Origin of the sequence: Klebsiella scottii (assembly GCF_036561945.1) — a bacterium.
Classification (GTDB): Bacteria; Pseudomonadota; Gammaproteobacteria; order Enterobacterales; family Enterobacteriaceae; genus Klebsiella; species Klebsiella scottii.
The window spans coordinates 1,746,531-1,761,527 of the sequence record NZ_JARXNI010000020.1; the positions used below are offsets into that span (position 1 = coordinate 1,746,531).

Below are 14,997 nucleotides of genomic sequence, written 5' to 3' on the forward strand. Positions count from 1 at the left end.
TCCGCTTGTCGTAGCGCCCTGGCGTACCTTAGTAAAAAATTTTGCCTAAAACAGATGACAGCATTGCGTACATTATTGTAATAATATCGTACTACTATAGTGTACGAAACTTGAGGTTTGCTATGACCATCCGCTATGCCTGTAAAGAGGATTGTGCGGCGATTGCCGGGATCTACAACCATGCGGTGCTGCACACCGCCGCTATCTGGAATGATAAAACCGTCGACACCGATAACCGCATTGCCTGGTTTGAAGCGCGCCAGATAGCCGGTTTCCCGGTGCTGGTGAGTGAAGAGGACGGCGTGGTGACCGGGTATTCATCCTTTGGCGACTGGCGCACATTCGACGGCTTTCGCCATACCGTCGAGCATTCGGTCTACGTGCACCCCGATCACCAGGGAAAAGGGCTTGGCCGTACCCTGCTCGTGGCGCTGATTAAAGAGGCCCGCCGCCTGAAGAAACACGTGATGGTCGCCGGAATTGAGGCGCAGAACCACGCCTCGCTGCATCTCCATGAAACCCTCGGTTTTGTGACCACCGGCCAGATGCCACAGGTCGGCACCAAATTCGGCCGTTGGCTGGATCTGACCTTTATGCAGCTCCAGCTCGACGATCGCCGCGATCCGGATCCCGACGCATGAACCAGTCGCTGACGCTGGCCTGCCTTATCGCCGCCGGGATCGGGCTGGTGGTGCAGAATACACTGATGGTGCGAATCACCCAGTCCGCCTCCACAATCCTGATTGCGATGCTGCTTAATTCGCTGGTCGGGATTGTAATCTTCGTCACTATTTTGCTCCTGCGTCACGGCGCGGCGGGCGTTCATGAGCTGGCGGAAAGCGTGAAGTGGTGGACGCTAATTCCGGGTTTGCTGGGGTCATTTTTTGTCTTTGCCAGCATCAGCGGGTACCAGAACGTCGGCGCGGCGACCACCATTGCGGTGCTCATCGCCAGCCAGCTGGTCGGCGGCCTGATCATCGATTTAGTGCGCGCCCACGGAGTGCCGTTTCGCGCACTGGTGGGGCCGCTTTGCGGAGCGGCAATGCTGGTGGCAGGCGCCTGGCTGGTTGCCAGACGCCAGTTCTGACGCGGATATCAGAGGATAGATCCACCCTTGGTCAACTGCTCACGCCGCCCTTCCTGCTCTTCCTGGTGCTGGCGTCCATGATGAGCAATCGTGGTGCGTAAACGCTGCTGCTGGATATAGCGATCGTCGCGATCCAGCCCGGCGTCATCGCTAAGTTCGATCAGCAGCTCGTTCATGTGGGTAATCACCCCTTCGGCAATCGCCGCGTCCACGCGGGCGATAACCTCATCCAGATGTGCCATCCTGCTCTCCTTTCGGCTTAATTCAGTTTTACCTTTGAAAAATCGCTGCCCATCAGGCTCACGCTATAGCCGCTGACGTTGCTGCGCGTGGCATAGAAGGTTTTTCCCGTCGCCAGGGTGATCCACGGCGCCTGCTGATAAAAAATCTCCTGCGCCTGGCCGTACAGCTTCGCCCGCGCCTGCGGATCGCTGACCAGAAGCGCTTTCTTCACCAGCGCGTCGTAGGACTTGTCGCACCAGCGGGCGACGTTAGAGCCGGTTTTGATGTTATCACAGCTCAAAAGCGTCCCGGCAAAGTTGTCCGGATCGCCGTTATCCGACATCCAGCCGAACAGAGCGCTATCGTGTTCGCCTTTGCGCATCCCGGCGAGATATTCGCCCCACTCATAGGTGACGATTTTGGCCTTAACGCCGACCTTGCTCCAGTCGCTCTGAATCATCTCCGCGATGCGGCGGGAGTTCGGGTTATAAGGCCGCTGAACCGGCATCGACCACAGGGTTACCTCTGCGCCATTTTCCAGCCCCGCCTGCTTGAGCAGCGCTTTGGCCTTCTGCGGATCGTAGTCGTAGTCCGGGAGATCTTTCTTATAGCCGAGCATATTGGCCGGCAGCGGCGATTTCGCCACGGAGCCGGAATCCAGGAACACCGCTTTAACGATCGCCTGCTTGTCGGTCGCGTAGTTCAGCGCCTGACGCACCAGCAGATTATCGAACGGTTTTTTCTCGGTATTAAACGCCAGATAGCCGACGTTCAGCGCTTCGACCGAGTGCAGCGCCAGATCCTTATTGCCTTTGATCACCGGGAACTGTACCGGTGAAGGCGCCGGAATAATCTGGCACTCATTGGTTTGCAGCTTCGCCAGCCGCGTCTCAACGTTTGGCGTGATCGAGAAGATCAGATGCTTTGTCGGCACCTCGCCTTCCCAGTAGTGCGGGTTGGCAATATAGCGGATCTGTGAATCCACCTTATACTGCTGCAGCGCGTACGGGCCGGTACCAATAGGCCAGGTATCGACATACTCCGGCGTGCCTTTTTTCAGCATCGCGTCGCCATACTCCGCAGAGAGAATTGAGGCGAAATCCATCCCCCAGTCGGCGAGGAACGCCGCATTCGGCTCCGCCAGTACGAACTGGACGTGATAATCGTCAAGCTTTTTAACCTCTTTGATCAGCTTATCCAGCCCGACGTCGTGGAAGTACTCGTAGCTGCCCTGGGAAACGTTATGGTACGGATGTTTTGCATCCTGCTGGCGCAGCACCGAGAAAAGCACGTCATCGGCGTTGAAATCGCGGGTCGGCTTGAAGTATTTGTTGCTGTTGAACTGCACGCCTTTACGCAGGGTAAAGGTCCAGGTTTTGCCATCCGGCGAGACGGTCCAGTCGGTAGCCAGCGAAGGAACCGGCGTGTTTTTCTGCGGGTCGAACGTAATCAGGCGGTTGTAGAGCACCTGCGAGCTGGCCACAAACGAGGGACCGGAACTGGCAATCTGCGGGTTGAAGGATTCCGGAGAGGCTTCGGAGCAGTAGACCAGCGTATCGTTACCGGCCGCCCAGGACGCAGCGGCTGGCAGCAGCAGTGCGCCGAGCGCCAGAGCAAGACGTGTTTTCCCTGTAGACATGGTTATAAACCTTATAAATTTGTTATATGCCCTCTAATAACAGCACAGCAGGAATCAACCGGCAAATAATCAATCGGTATCAGGTTATGCTGAAAACGCCGTTTTTGCCGATTTATTCAACACTCGCCGCCTTTTTGCACCATTTAATCGGCTGAAGTTGTGAACTGCCTAAAAAGCCTGAAAAAAATCGTGCGATAACCGCCCTCCCGGCCCCCCGTCGTCTCCCTGACCGGTACACTCGGAAAAACAGCAAAAGATGAGGTTCCACCGATGAGCTTAACCTGTAGCCTGTACACCAACGGCCAGTGGCACGACGCTGACGACGGCGCCACCTTTACCCGCAGCCATCCGCTGAACGAAGCGGCGGCCTCCACCGCTGCTGCCGCAAGCCTCGCCGACGCCCGACGCAGCGTTGAGGCCGCGGCCGCCGCATTTCCACAGTGGCGCGATACCTCCCCTGGCGAACGCCGTCGCCTGCTGCTGAACGCCGCCGAACAGATGCTGCTGCGCGAAGCCCGGTTTATCGCCACTATGGCGGCGGAAACCGGCGCAACGGCCCACTGGTCCGGTTTTAACGTCCATCTGGCCGCCGATATTCTGCGCGAAGCCGCCGCGCTCACGACCCAGATTGAGGGGCAGATAGTGCCGTCGAACGTGGTGGGGAACCTGGCGATGGCCGTGCGTCAGGGCGCCGGCGTCGTCCTCGGAATGGCGCCGTGGAACGCGCCGCTGATTCTGGCGACGCGGGCGATTGCCACCCCCCTGGCCTGTGGCAATACGGTGATCCTCAAGGGCGCCGAGCTGTCGCCCGCCTCTCAGGGATTAATTATTGAGGCCCTCGCCGCTGCCGGATTCCCGGACGGCGTTATCAATTATCTGACCTGCGCGCCTGCGGATGCGCCGGCGTTAGTCGAATCGCTGATCGCCCATCCCGCGGTGCGTCGGATCAATTTTACCGGCTCAACGCCGGTGGGCAGGATCATTGCCCGCACCTGCGGTCAGCATCTGAAGCCTGCGGTGCTAGAACTGGGCGGGAAAGCCCCGCTGCTGGTGCTCGATGACGCCGATCCTGAACAAGCGGCGGCGGGCGCCATATTTGGCGCTTTCGCCAACGCCGGGCAAATCTGTATGTCAACCGAACGTATTATCGTCGACCACGCGATTGCCGATGAGTTTGTCGCGCTTATCAGCCGCCGCGCGGCGAGCCTACCCGCAGGTTTGATCGGGCCGGTTGTCGATATGAAGACCGTCACGCGCTGCAATGCACTGATTGACGATGCGCTGACAAAAGGCGCCCGGCTGTTAAGCGGCGGCAAGGCCACGTCCGTGCAGATGGCCGCCACCCTGCTGGATGGCGTCACGCGCGACATGCGCATCTGGAGCGAGGAGTCGTTTGGACCGGTGAAGGCGATTATCCGCGTCGGCGGAGAAGAGGAGGCGCTGGCCGTCGCGAATGAGAGCGAATATGGGCTTTCGTCGGCGGTATACAGCCGCGACAGCGCCCGGGCATGGAACGTCGCGCAGCGCTTACAAACGGGGATTTGCCACATTAACGGCCCCACCGTTCACGATGAGGCCCAGATGCCGTTCGGCGGCTGCAAATCCTCCGGCTACGGGCGCTTCGGCGGGCGCGCAGGCGTTGCCGAATTTACCGAACTACGCTGGATAACAATGCAAATGCAGCCTCGCGAACTGCCGTTTTAACCCTAAGGGCAGCGCGCGTTGTTCGCCTCAGCAGCGGCTGGCGATCGCTGCCGCCAGCGCGGCAGGATTTTCCCAGGCCATCGAGTGGCCGGCATCGGGCACAACCCGCAGCATAATCCCTTCCGCGACGGCGTTTTCGGCCTCCTGCGCAGGGAGCGACAGCGCGCCATAGATAAGCGTCTTCGGACAAGAGAGCTGACGAAAAAGGGTAAACCACGATGGCGTTACGCCGGATACCAGGCTGTTTGCTCCTCTCCAGACGGCCCAGGGCGCGCTGTTCTGTAGGCACCCAGCCCAGGGCGAAGATTCCGCCGCCAGCATGTCGGCATAGCCTCCGGCGACAAACTTCGCTTCCGTCTGCGCGGCAATCGCCCGGCTGTATACCCCACCGCCGGCGTACAGATTGGGCTCGGCCACCAGCAGCGCAAGCACGCGTTCGCCTAACCGTACAGCCGCTTCAATGGCAATACTGCCGCCCATGCTATGGCCGTACAAATAGCAGCGCGACAGCTGCAGGTGGTCAAGGAGTTCTACCACCACCTGCGCCTGTTCCGTAGTACTGTAACCAAACTCAACGGGTTTATCGCTATAGCCGTAGCCAGGTAGATCGATAAGCACGACCCGGCGCCCGCTCAGCGCGGGATCGGCAGCCACTCGAGGATAATCGTACGAAGAGGCGCATCCCAGACCGTGGATAAACACGATCGGATCGCCGCTACCGGGCAGATCGAACCAGCGCACGGTGGCGCCGGCCAGAGAGGAGAAGAAACCGTTCATATAGATAAGCTCCCGTTAATTGAACTGTGTTTTTATACAGTCATTATTAACGGATGCCAACGCTTTCTTCGTCTCAGAATGTCTCAGAATAGAGAAATAAGGAGCGCTGTCGGAAAGCTAAACGGCCAGGTTGCGCCGATCAGCAGCGCCGCCAGCAGGCGAATCAGGCGACTTTCTTTGGTTAAAAACCAGCTGATAACTGCGCAGATAAATCCCATCACCGCATAAAAAATCAGCATCTTTTGATATAGGGTCATTCTTAGTCCTTCCCTGAAACGCCTTTACGACGCGCCTCTTTCAGCAGCGGAAAGCGGGCCAGAGATTAATACATAACAAAGTAAAATACTGCGCGTAGCCAACAGAAAACGCCCGATTCATCCTTGTCTGATAGCACATCCTTTGACCTCGTACTATACCTGTAGAGGCTTACTCATAAAGGTGGCGTTATGGATGTTTCCAGCAAAACCGTAATTCTGATTAATGTCGGCGCAGCATTTGCGCTTATTAGCCTGCTATCCGTTCGTTTTGGTTGGTTTTACTGATTTTTTCTCAGCAAAGAAACCTAAAAAAGCAGCCTTAAAGGGCTGCTTTTTTACGATTTAATAGCGACCGTACGGGTTGTGTCCACCTGGGACGTAGCCTGCAATACGGCAGTAGCCTTGAGGTTATCAGGGTTATACTCCGGCAACGGATTGACCTTTTCGCTATCCCATTCAGCGGAGAGACAAACGGCTTCACTCGCCCCCTGCTTTTCACAATCCAGAACGCGCTGAGCGGGCAAATTTCCATAGAGAATGGCGGTAGCGGTAGCCACCAGCAGAAAAAATGCTATGTTTTTCAAAACAAAATCAACTTCACAGTAACAAATTATGACAAATGTTCGCATGGCCGCCCCGCCAAAGTCAAACGCCAAACGACCTCCCACATTCAATAGATACAAATTTTATCTAACCATTAACATTAATTAAACATTAACTTTAATTAATAAAGTGAGTGCGACGAAATAAATCTGAAATACATTTCGGCAACACTGCCGGGACTCTTAAAAAGAGAGTTCGGTCCCGAGCATGGCCTGGCAAATAGCACCACAAACAGAATGGATATAGTTTATGCCGGCGCGAAGAAAATAAATTAACCTTACTTCTTCAGGAAAACGATCCTCCGCTGCTACAAATCCACTATCTGCCGTCAGGAAGTATCAGATTATGCTTAAAAAATCAGCATAAACTCACGTCTACAGATAACTAACAATAATGTATGACGAAGAGTTCTATTAGCGGAAAATGCGATACTTCTTAAATCTCGTGCTGCTGGCAGAACGGTAATCATGCCGACAACCCCATGCTTGGTGCGGCCTTAGGCCGATCCTTACTCTCCCAGGCTGGCGGCACTTCATTTGAAAGAGAACAAATACTATTTGCGTTATCTCAAGGATGAATTTACATTCATAAACATTGGTTATGAATACTTTTTCTGTTGCTCATTTTAAATTTGAGGTGGAATATGTCCGGGATTGCCGTGCTTATTGTGGCGTTAATATTACTGGTTATCGCAGTTTATAACCTTATTTCTTACGTGCGTGAACGCCGCCAGTCGAGCTTACCGAGTAAAAAGAATAAACGCTAGGCTAATGCATTTATCTGCCTGAATAGTATCGGCAATAGCGAAAAATTTATTTACCATTCTCATCTTGTGCGTATTAGCTCGCGCGCTTAGCTGCGTCAGGGCGTTACAGCGATGTAACCTCTGTCGAAACCGATGGTGTAGACCGCCCCCTTCCCTGCCCCTGCTGCCCGCTTCTGTTATTTCCGCGTTAACGCTGCCGCCTGCTGCATGGGCAAAAAAAGCCCCTGCACTATTAGTTAGTGCAGGGGCGGGGATATTTGCGAGCCCCATCCGGCGCTTATCTCCGGCACTCATCATGGCTTAGCTCTTGAAGGGGCATAAGAATATTCTCATATCAGCCGCCTTCTGTCTTAGCAATTCCTGCCATCGATGATTATTAGCAGGCTAACCTGATTGCAGGGTGATTATTGCGCTGCATAGTCAATCCCGCTGCTGTCGCCATCTCTATGAGCATGTGCCGCCGAATGATTCACGGCCGCTGCAATTCTCAGAACAGATCCCCCTCCTCTAAACCCGTTCTGGTACCGGTGATAGATTCTCCCGGCCCGGCAGGAAACTCTTACTGGAAGGTAGAAGCGGCGATAAAAAAGTCGGCGGTAGGATGCGCCTCGGCTAGGATATTCATCTATGACGCCACTGATTGCCAGATACCGCCGCCGACGGGCCTGAACTCGCTCCGTCGGCGGCATGCTGCGTTTAGTGCTTGATCATCACGTGGCGCACGACGGTGTAATCCTCCAGGCCATACATCGACATATCCTTCCCGTAGCCCGACAGCTTTTGCCCGCCGTGCGGCATTTCGCTCACCAGCATAAAGTGGGTATTCACCCAGGTGCAGCCATACTGCAGGCGGGCGCTAAGACGGTGCGCTCTGCCAACGTCCCGGGTCCACACCGACGAGGCCAGACCGTACTGCGAATCATTGGCCCAGGCCAGCGCCTGCTCCTCATCGCTGAACGCGGTGACGCTCACTACCGGACCAAACACCTCGCGCTGGACAATATCATCCTCCTGCTTCGCCCCGGCCAGCAGCGTCGGCTGGTAGTAGTACCCCTTCCCTGGCGCCTTGCTGCCGCCGGTCACCACTTTGATGTGCGCCAGCGCGCGCGCGGCATCAACGGCGGCGCTCACCCGCTCCAGATGCGCCTGCGAGCTAACCGGCCCCAGCTCCGTCGCGGCATCTTCCGGCGGGCCGATTTTCAGGCTGGCAACCGCCGCCCCCAGTTTCTCCACCAGCTGGTCGTAAATGCCCTGCTGGGCGTAGATGCGGCAGGCGGCGGTACAGTCCTGGCCGGCGTTATAGAAGCCGAAGGTCCGCACGCCCTCAACGACCGCATCAATATCCGCATCGTCAAAGACGATCACCGGCGCCTTGCCGCCCAGCTCCATATGCGTACGCTTAATCGAGGAGGCCGTATGGCCAATAATATGCGCCCCGGTGGCTATCGACCCGGTCAGCGATACCATCCGCACCTTATGATGGCCGGTCAGCGGATCGCCCACGGTTTTACCTCGGCCAAACAGTACGTTGATGACTCCAGCCGGGAAAATATCTTTTGCCAGCTCGGCCAGCTTCAGCGCCGTCAGCGGCGTGATCTCTGAAGGCTTAATCACCACGCAGTTCCCCGCCGCCAGCGCCGGAGCCAGCTTCCAGGCCGCCATCATCAGCGGATAGTTCCACGGCGCGATGGAGGCCACCACCCCAACCGGGTCACGGCGGATCATCGAGGTGTGCCCTTCCAGGTACTCACCGGCCGCCATCCCCGGCAGGCAGCGCGCGGCGCCGGCAAAGAAGCGAAACACATCCGCCACCGCGGGCAGCTCGTCGTTAATCACGCAGTGCAGCGGTTTGCCGCAGTTCAATGACTCCAGTTTGGCGAGGGTTTCCGCATGCTCGGTAATCACCTCCGCCAGCTTGAGCAGGCACTCCGCGCGGGTTTTCGGCGTAGTCTGGCTCCAGCCGACAAAGGCCAGATCCGCCGCCTCAACCGCCGCATCCACCTGGGCCGCCGTCGCCTCCGCAATCTCCAGCAGCGCTTCGCCATTAGCAGGATTGAATACCGGCACCAGTTCGCCTTCACCCGCCACTAATTCGCCGTTGATCAAAAGGTTATGTTGCATAGTATTATCCTGTACACGTCAGTTATTTGCCGTTTTCAGCGCTTATGTCGCCGTCACGGGTTAGCCACCAGGCCCCTAAAATCGGAATGGTCGTCACCAGCATCACCAGCAGAGCGACAACGTTGGTTATCGGTACATCGCGCGGGCGTCCCAGCTGATTCAGCAGCCACAGCGGAAGCGTGCGCTCGTGCCCGGCGGTAAAGGTGGTGACGATAATTTCATCAAACGACAGCGCGAACGCCAGCATTCCCCCGGCCAGCAGCGCCGACCCCAGGTTGGGTAACACCACGTAGCGGAAGGTCTGCCAGCCCGTCGCCCCTAAATCCATCGACGCCTCCACCAGGCTCCAGGAAGTCCGGCGAAAGCGGGCGATAACGTTGTTAAATACCACCACCACGCAGAAGGTGGCGTGCCCCACCACGATGGTGAAGAAACCCGGTTCGAGGTTAATCGCCTTAAACGCCGTCAGCAGCGCCAGGCCGGTAATGATCCCCGGCAGCGCGATGGGCAACAGCAGCAGCAGCGACACGGCGTTTTTGCCAAAAAAGGCGCTGCGCCACAGAGCCCCTGCAGCCAGCGTGCCAAGTACCAGCGCGATAGCGGTCGATAGCGCGGCAATTTTCAGTGACAGTGTCACCGATTCGATAATATCGCCCCGCCCGGCCGCTTCGCTAAACCAGCGCAGCGTCAGGCCCTGCGGCGGAAAGCTAAAGGCGGCGTCTTCGGTGTTAAAGGCGTACAGGGCAATGATCAGCAGCGGGAAATGCAGGAAGATCACCCCGCCCCAGGTCGCGACTTTCAGAAACAGCGGTGCCCGTTCAGAGTGCATCAAACGCTCCCAGGCGTTTAACAAACGCCAGATACAGGGCAATCAGGACAATCGGCACGAGGGTAAACGCTGCCGCCATCGGCATATTGCCAATCGCCCCCTGCTGGGAATAGACCATATTGCCGATAAAAAAGCCCGGCGGCCCCACCAGCTGCGGCACGATAAAATCGCCCAACGTCAGCGAGAAGGTAAAAATCGACCCGGCGGCAATGCCGGGGATAGCCAGCGGCAGCACCACATAGCGAAAGGTTTGCCGCGGCCGGGCGCCGAGATCGGCCGACGCCTGCAGCAGCGACGCCGGTATGCGCTCCAGCGCCGCCTGCACCGGCAGGATCATAAACGGCAGCCAGATATAGACAAAGACCAGGAAGCGGCCCAGCCCCGAAGTCGACAGCGTATTGCCGCCCACCGCCGGGATCGCCAGCAGCAGATTCAGCGCGCCTTCCACCCCAAGATGGCGCAGAAACCACTGCGCCACGCCATCTTTTGCCAGCAGCAGCGTCCAGGCGTAGGCCTTAACGATATAGCTGGCCCACATCGGCAGCATCACGGCAATATAGAAAAATGCCTTCATTTTGCCGCTGGTGTAGCGGGCCATATACCACGCCATCGGCAGGGCCAGAACAGCGCTGGCCAGCGTGACCGTCAGCGCCATCACCAGCGTACGGATAATAATGTCGTAGTTGGCCGGGTTAAATAGCGCCTTGAGATTAGCCAGCGTCAGGTCGGTAGTGACCGACATGGTGAAGTCGTCGAAGGTATAGAAGCTTTGCCACAGCAGCGTCAGCAGCGAGCCCAGATAGACGATGCCAAACCACATCAGCGGGCCGAGCAGCAGCAAAAACAGCCCCAGCGACGGCCGGCGCCAGAATAGCCCAGACAGGCGGCCGGAGGGAGCGTTCGCGATAAGCGTTGCCATATCAGCCACCGTTATCCAGAGGGACCATCGCCGCCCGCGACCAGGACGCCAGCACCCGCTGTCCCGCCTGCGGGGCGCTCAGCGCCGCGCCGCCGTCGCTATTCGCCTGGCTCACCAGCAGCCGGTCGCCGTCGGCCAGCCTTAGCTCGATTCGCGTTGCCGCGCCCTGATACTGCACCGCCTGCACCACGCCCTCGACCTGAACCTCTCCGCCGCCGTGCAGCCGGATATGTTCCGGACGCAGCGACCAGCTGCCCGGCATACCACACAGCCGGGCGGAGAGCTCGGCGTCAAAGACGTTGGCCGTGCCGACAAACCCGGCAACGAAGGCCGTTTTCGGGCGCAGGTAGAGATCGTGCGGCGCGTCGACCTGCTCGATGCGCCCGTGATTGAACACCGCCACCCGGTCGGACATCGACAGCGCTTCGCTCTGGTCGTGGGTGACAAAAATAAAGGTGATCCCCAGCGCCTGCTGCAGCTTTTTCAGCTCCAGCTGCATCTGCTCGCGCAGCTTTAAATCCAGCGCCCCCAGCGGCTCATCCAGCAGCAGCACCCGCGGCTCGTTCACCAGCGCGCGGGCAATCGCTACCCGCTGCCGCTGGCCGCCGGAAAGCTGGGACGGTTTGCGCGCATGGACAAAGTCAAGGGCCACCTTCTCCAGCGCCTGCTGGGCGCGGCGGTGGCGCTCTTTTTTAGCGATTCCCTTCACCATCAGCCCGTAGGCGACGTTATCGAGGATCGACATATGGGGAAACAGCGCGTAGTCCTGGAAGACGGTATTGACGTCGCGCTGCCACGGCGGCAGCTCGCTGGCCTGCCGGCCAAAAATGGTAATCTCCCCGCCGGAAAGCTGTTCAAAACCGGCAATCAGCCGCAGGCAGGTGGTTTTGCCGGAGCCGGACGGCCCCAGCATTGAGAAAAACTCGCCGTCGCGGATGGCAATGCTTACGCCATCCACCGCGCGCACGTCGCCATACAGCCGCGAGACATTATGAAACTCTACCGCATACGTCATTTCATGCCTCCGGCCGGTCAACGGCCGCCCATAATCGCGATATAGTCCTGGGTCCAGCGGCTGTAAGGGACGAACTTGCCGCCTTCCGCAATCGGGGTCTTCCAGAAGGCGATTTTGGCGAACTGGTTATAGCCGTTGGTTTCGCAGCCTTTGTCTCCCAGCAGCGGGCTGGCTTTACAGCCCTGCGGCACCACCGGCAGCGAGCCGAACCACGCCGCCACATCGCCCTGAACCTTCGGCGTCAGCGACCAGTTCATCCATTTGTAGGCGCAGACCGGATGCTTAGCGTCGCTGTGCAGCATGGTGGTATCCGCCCAGCCGGTCACTCCCTCTTTCGGGAAGACGGTGGCGATGGGCTGGCCTTCGCCTTTGAGCCCGTTGGCCTGATACGGCCACGCGCTGGAAGCCACCACGCCTTCGTTTTTAAAATCGCTCATCTGCACGGTGGTGTCATGCCAGTAGCGGTGAATCAGCCCCCGCTGGTCGCGCAGCACCTTCAGGACCGCCTGATACTGGGCCTCGGTAAGCTGGTAGGGGTCGGTAATACCGAGCTGCGGCTGGGTGGCTTTGACAAACAGCGCCGCGTCGGCGATATAGATCGGGCCGTCGTAGGCCTGAACCCGTCCCTGGTTGCTTTTACCGTCGCTAAGATTTTGTTTTACAAACACTACGTTCCAGCTATCCGGCGGGGTCGGGAACACTTTGGTGTTGTACATCAGCAGGTTTGGCCCCCACTGGTATGGCGTACCGTAGACTTTACCGCCCACGTTGAACCAGGCGCCTTTCTCCACCCGCGGATCGAGCGTCTTCCAGTTGGCGATCAGCGCCGGGTTAATCGGCTGCACGCGTTTCCCCATAATCAGGCGCAGCGACGCGTCGCCGGAAGCGGTCACCAGGTCATAGCCCCCTTTTGCCATCAGGCTGACCATCTCATCAGAGGTGGCGGCGGTTTTCACATTCACCTGGCATCCGCTCTCTTTTTCAAACTGGGTGACCCAGTCGTAGTTTTTATCCGTCTGACCGCGTTCGATATATCCCGGCCAGGCGATGATATCGAGCCGGCCTTCGCCTTTATCCAACGAGGTCGGCGGCTCGGCGGCCTGCGCGGTCAGGAAGGCCATACCCAGCACACACAGGCTGCCACGGGCAATTTTTTTGCTCATCGGGTGTTACTCCTGTCACAACAAAATTAGCGGCAGCCGTGCCGTAAAAATATCTCCCTTAATAACAGTAGACGGCGTGCTATGCCCCTCACGGGAAATTTATTCAGGTTGTGACAAGGGGCGCATTCCGCAAAAAACAACAACAGCTGAACGACAATATGGATTATAGACAAGGAGTTAGAGACAGGAAGCGGGTATGCGAATTTCCTATGATGGATACCGGAAAAATAATGGCCGGTATCGTTTGATAATAATATTTAGTTATTTTCCACCAGCCGTTTACCCGCAGAGAAAATAAGTCTACGGCTCAGCCAGCAGCTCGCGAATAAGCTCGCCGAGGCGCTTAACCCCCTGCTCTTCTCTTTCCCCCCAGCCCCAGGCGGTATTAAAACGGAAGAATGAGGTCCAGCTGGCGGTGGTGGAGAACATTTTCCCCGGCGCAATGCTGATGTTGTCGCGCAGGGCCCGCGCGCTCAGCTCCCCGGCATCGGCTCCCGCCGGCAGCTCCAGCCAGAGAAAGTAGCCGCTGTCGCTATGGTGGATTTTGACTTCGGCGGGCAGATGGCGCAGCAGCGCTTGCCAGGCCTGCTGCTTGCGCTCAGCCAGCTGGCGACGCAGGCGGCGCAGATGGGCGTCGTAGCGCCGGGTCGACAGGTAGTCCACCAGCGCCAGCTGCATCGGCGAACTGGTCGACAGCGTGCTCATCAGCTGCAGCTGCTGAATTCGCCGGGCGTGCTTGCCGGCGGCCACCCAGCCGATGCGAAAGCCGGGCACCAGGCATTTGGAAAAAGAGCTGCAGTGTAGCGTCATATCCTGGCGATCCCAGAATTTGGCGGGCAGCGGTTTCTCGCGGCCAAAATAGAGCTCGCTGTAGACGTCATCTTCGATCAGCACCACGTTGTAGCGCGTCAGGAGCTCAACCAGCCGCGCCTTTTTCCCGGCGCTGAGGGTAAAGCCGAGCGGATTCTGGCCGTTAGTCATTAGCCAGCAGGCCTTCACCGGATAGCTCTGCAGCGCCTGCTCCAGCGCCGCCAGGTCGATCCCCTCTTTGACGTCCGTCGCCACCGACAGCGCCTTCAGCCGCAGCCTTTCCAGCGCCTGCAGCGCGCCGTAGAAGCAGGGATTTTCCACCACCACCCAGTCGCCCGGCTCCGTAACCGCCTGCAGGCTCAGGTTGAGCGCCTCCAGCGCGCCGGCGGTAATCACGATCTCGTCCGGCGAAATATTCATTCCCTGCAGCGCGTAGCGGCGGGCAATGGCGTGGCGCAGTTCGTCGTTGCCCGGCGGCAGGTTTTCAATCACGCTCATCGCCGTCGCGGTTTTACTGACCTGGGCCAGGGAGCGGTTTAGCTGCTGTAGAGGGAACAGGCGCGGGTCGGGAAAAGCGGAAGCAAAAGGCAGCATGGAGGCCTGACGGCTGGCCTGCAGCACCTCAAAAATGTAGGTATTGATATCCACCGATTCATGCCGGGTCACCTGCGCCGGCGGCTCAGGCTGGCGCGACTTAACCGGTTTTGGCGCGACGTAGTAGCCCGACTGCGGGCGGGCGATAATTCGCCCCTGGCTCTCCAGCAGCTGGTAGGCGTGACTGACCGTCATAAAACTCATTCCGCTGCTGACCACCTGCTCGCGCAGGGAGGGCAAGCGGTCGCCGGGCTGCCAGACGCCGAGCGCAATCTGTTCGGTCAGCTGCTGTGCCAGCTGTTGGTACTTTTTCATAGGTAAGTCCGCAGATGAACGTATAGGCCTATAGTATAACAGGTGATAAAAAATGGCAGTTTATAAAAACTGTTATGCATACTCCTGCGGCCGATCTTGTAGCACGTCTCCCCCTCCGCATCGTGGCGATAATGCGCCGTGGCGGCGAAAAATCCATAACAGTAACCTGACTGTTA

16 protein-coding genes are annotated in these 14,997 nt (G+C 58.1%); 5 read left to right on the top strand and 11 right to left on the bottom strand.

The genetic code is table 11. From position 1 onward, the window contains the following. Positions 1 to 122: 122 nt before the first annotated feature. Positions 123 to 641 carry a GNAT family N-acetyltransferase gene (locus QFI97_RS15865; RefSeq protein ID WP_095097554.1) on the top strand — a complete coding sequence of 173 codons (519 nt, stop codon included), beginning with the start codon at positions 123 to 125 and terminating at the stop codon, positions 639 to 641. Continuing rightward, complete coding sequence (locus QFI97_RS15870; protein WP_095097551.1) at positions 638 to 1,087, top strand: DMT family transporter; 450 nt, start codon at positions 638 to 640, stop codon at positions 1,085 to 1,087. The genes QFI97_RS15865 and QFI97_RS15870 overlap by 4 nt, the downstream gene beginning before the upstream one ends. Positions 1,088 to 1,095: 8 nt before the next feature. Here the strand turns inward: QFI97_RS15870 and QFI97_RS15875 are convergent, their stop codons facing one another. Both QFI97_RS15875 and QFI97_RS15880 read right to left on the bottom strand, forming a co-directional pair. Then, entirely contained in the window at positions 1,096 to 1,329 is a 234-nt protein-coding gene (locus QFI97_RS15875; protein WP_095097548.1) for a YdcY family protein, read from the bottom strand. Between the two features lie 17 nt (positions 1,330 to 1,346). Beyond that, entirely contained in the window at positions 1,347 to 2,948 is a 1,602-nt protein-coding gene (locus QFI97_RS15880) for an ABC transporter substrate-binding protein (RefSeq protein WP_095097545.1), read from the bottom strand. 270 nt (positions 2,949 to 3,218) lie between these two features. On the opposite strand from QFI97_RS15880, the gene QFI97_RS15885 reads away from it, so the two are divergent. Further along, the gene (locus QFI97_RS15885) at positions 3,219 to 4,652 is read left to right on the top strand and encodes an aldehyde dehydrogenase (protein ID WP_346431564.1); all 1,434 of its coding nucleotides are present in this window, start codon (positions 3,219 to 3,221) and stop codon (positions 4,650 to 4,652) included. Between the two features lie 27 nt (positions 4,653 to 4,679). Here QFI97_RS15885 and QFI97_RS15890 read toward each other — a convergent pair whose 3' ends face one another. Both QFI97_RS15890 and QFI97_RS15895 read right to left on the bottom strand, forming a co-directional pair. After that, the gene (locus tag QFI97_RS15890) at positions 4,680 to 5,429 is read right to left on the bottom strand and encodes an alpha/beta fold hydrolase (protein ID WP_346431565.1); all 750 of its coding nucleotides are present in this window, start codon (positions 5,427 to 5,429) and stop codon (positions 4,680 to 4,682) included. 83 nt (positions 5,430 to 5,512) lie between these two features. Then, the gene (locus QFI97_RS15895) at positions 5,513 to 5,686 is read right to left on the bottom strand and encodes a GhoT/OrtT family toxin (protein ID WP_095097536.1); all 174 of its coding nucleotides are present in this window, start codon (positions 5,684 to 5,686) and stop codon (positions 5,513 to 5,515) included. 189 nt (positions 5,687 to 5,875) lie between these two features. Here QFI97_RS15895 and yncL point away from each other — a divergent pair, with 189 nt between their 5' ends. Next, positions 5,876 to 5,971 (top strand): stress response membrane protein YncL, encoded by a 96-nt coding sequence (gene yncL / locus QFI97_RS15900; RefSeq protein WP_071844919.1) that lies wholly within the window; start codon positions 5,876 to 5,878, stop codon positions 5,969 to 5,971. A gap of 50 nt (positions 5,972 to 6,021) precedes the next feature. Here the strand turns inward: yncL and QFI97_RS15905 are convergent, their stop codons facing one another. After that, on the bottom strand, positions 6,022 to 6,315 hold the full coding sequence (locus QFI97_RS15905; RefSeq protein WP_095098132.1) for a hypothetical protein: 294 nt from the start codon (positions 6,313 to 6,315) through the stop codon (positions 6,022 to 6,024). A gap of 617 nt (positions 6,316 to 6,932) precedes the next feature. On the opposite strand from QFI97_RS15905, the gene QFI97_RS15910 reads away from it, so the two are divergent. Beyond that, positions 6,933 to 7,055, top strand: coding sequence for a small membrane protein (locus tag QFI97_RS15910; RefSeq protein ID WP_095097533.1), 123 nt, complete (start codon positions 6,933 to 6,935; stop codon positions 7,053 to 7,055). Between the two features lie 696 nt (positions 7,056 to 7,751). Here the strand turns inward: QFI97_RS15910 and patD are convergent. From patD to QFI97_RS15940, 6 genes are all read right to left on the bottom strand, one after another. Then, a complete protein-coding gene (patD, locus tag QFI97_RS15915; RefSeq protein WP_095097530.1) occupies positions 7,752 to 9,176 on the bottom strand; it encodes an aminobutyraldehyde dehydrogenase in 1,425 nt (474 codons plus the stop codon). A 22-nt stretch (positions 9,177 to 9,198) separates the two neighbouring features. Then, positions 9,199 to 10,005 carry an ABC transporter permease gene (locus QFI97_RS15920; RefSeq protein ID WP_331835292.1) on the bottom strand — a complete coding sequence of 269 codons (807 nt, stop codon included), beginning with the start codon at positions 10,003 to 10,005 and terminating at the stop codon, positions 9,199 to 9,201. Next, positions 9,995 to 10,924 (bottom strand): ABC transporter permease, encoded by a 930-nt coding sequence (locus tag QFI97_RS15925; RefSeq protein WP_095097524.1) that lies wholly within the window; start codon positions 10,922 to 10,924, stop codon positions 9,995 to 9,997. The genes QFI97_RS15920 and QFI97_RS15925 overlap by 11 nt, the downstream gene beginning before the upstream one ends. A 1-nt stretch (position 10,925) precedes the next feature. Further along, on the bottom strand, positions 10,926 to 11,939 hold the full coding sequence (locus QFI97_RS15930) for an ABC transporter ATP-binding protein (RefSeq protein ID WP_095097521.1): 1,014 nt from the start codon (positions 11,937 to 11,939) through the stop codon (positions 10,926 to 10,928). 17 nt (positions 11,940 to 11,956) lie between these two features. Next, on the bottom strand, positions 11,957 to 13,102 hold the full coding sequence (gene ydcS, locus QFI97_RS15935; RefSeq protein ID WP_095097518.1) for a putative ABC transporter substrate-binding protein YdcS: 1,146 nt from the start codon (positions 13,100 to 13,102) through the stop codon (positions 11,957 to 11,959). 300 nt (positions 13,103 to 13,402) lie between these two features. Continuing rightward, entirely contained in the window at positions 13,403 to 14,821 is a 1,419-nt protein-coding gene (locus QFI97_RS15940) for an aminotransferase-like domain-containing protein (RefSeq protein WP_095097514.1), read from the bottom strand. Between the last annotated feature and the right edge of the window lie 176 nt (positions 14,822 to 14,997).

Coding starts and splice junctions, on each gene's coding strand:
- QFI97_RS15865 (WP_095097554.1), top strand. CDS start 123: ATGACCATCCGCTATGCCTGTAAAGAGGATTGTGCGGCGATTGCCGGG.
- QFI97_RS15870 (WP_095097551.1), top strand. CDS start 638: ATGAACCAGTCGCTGACGCTGGCCTGCCTTATCGCCGCCGGGATCGGG.
- QFI97_RS15875 (WP_095097548.1), bottom strand. CDS start 1,329: ATGGCACATCTGGATGAGGTTATCGCCCGCGTGGACGCGGCGATTGCC.
- QFI97_RS15880 (WP_095097545.1), bottom strand. CDS start 2,948: ATGTCTACAGGGAAAACACGTCTTGCTCTGGCGCTCGGCGCACTGCTG.
- QFI97_RS15885 (WP_346431564.1), top strand. CDS start 3,219: ATGAGCTTAACCTGTAGCCTGTACACCAACGGCCAGTGGCACGACGCT.
- QFI97_RS15890 (WP_346431565.1), bottom strand. CDS start 5,429: ATGAACGGTTTCTTCTCCTCTCTGGCCGGCGCCACCGTGCGCTGGTTC.
- QFI97_RS15895 (WP_095097536.1), bottom strand. CDS start 5,686: ATGACCCTATATCAAAAGATGCTGATTTTTTATGCGGTGATGGGATTT.
- yncL (WP_071844919.1), top strand. CDS start 5,876: ATGGATGTTTCCAGCAAAACCGTAATTCTGATTAATGTCGGCGCAGCA.
- QFI97_RS15905 (WP_095098132.1), bottom strand. CDS start 6,315: ATGCGAACATTTGTCATAATTTGTTACTGTGAAGTTGATTTTGTTTTG.
- QFI97_RS15910 (WP_095097533.1), top strand. CDS start 6,933: ATGTCCGGGATTGCCGTGCTTATTGTGGCGTTAATATTACTGGTTATC.
- patD (WP_095097530.1), bottom strand. CDS start 9,176: ATGCAACATAACCTTTTGATCAACGGCGAATTAGTGGCGGGTGAAGGC.
- QFI97_RS15920 (WP_331835292.1), bottom strand. CDS start 10,005: ATGCACTCTGAACGGGCACCGCTGTTTCTGAAAGTCGCGACCTGGGGC.
- QFI97_RS15925 (WP_095097524.1), bottom strand. CDS start 10,924: ATGGCAACGCTTATCGCGAACGCTCCCTCCGGCCGCCTGTCTGGGCTA.
- QFI97_RS15930 (WP_095097521.1), bottom strand. CDS start 11,939: ATGACGTATGCGGTAGAGTTTCATAATGTCTCGCGGCTGTATGGCGAC.
- ydcS (WP_095097518.1), bottom strand. CDS start 13,102: ATGAGCAAAAAAATTGCCCGTGGCAGCCTGTGTGTGCTGGGTATGGCC.
- QFI97_RS15940 (WP_095097514.1), bottom strand. CDS start 14,821: ATGAAAAAGTACCAACAGCTGGCACAGCAGCTGACCGAACAGATTGCG.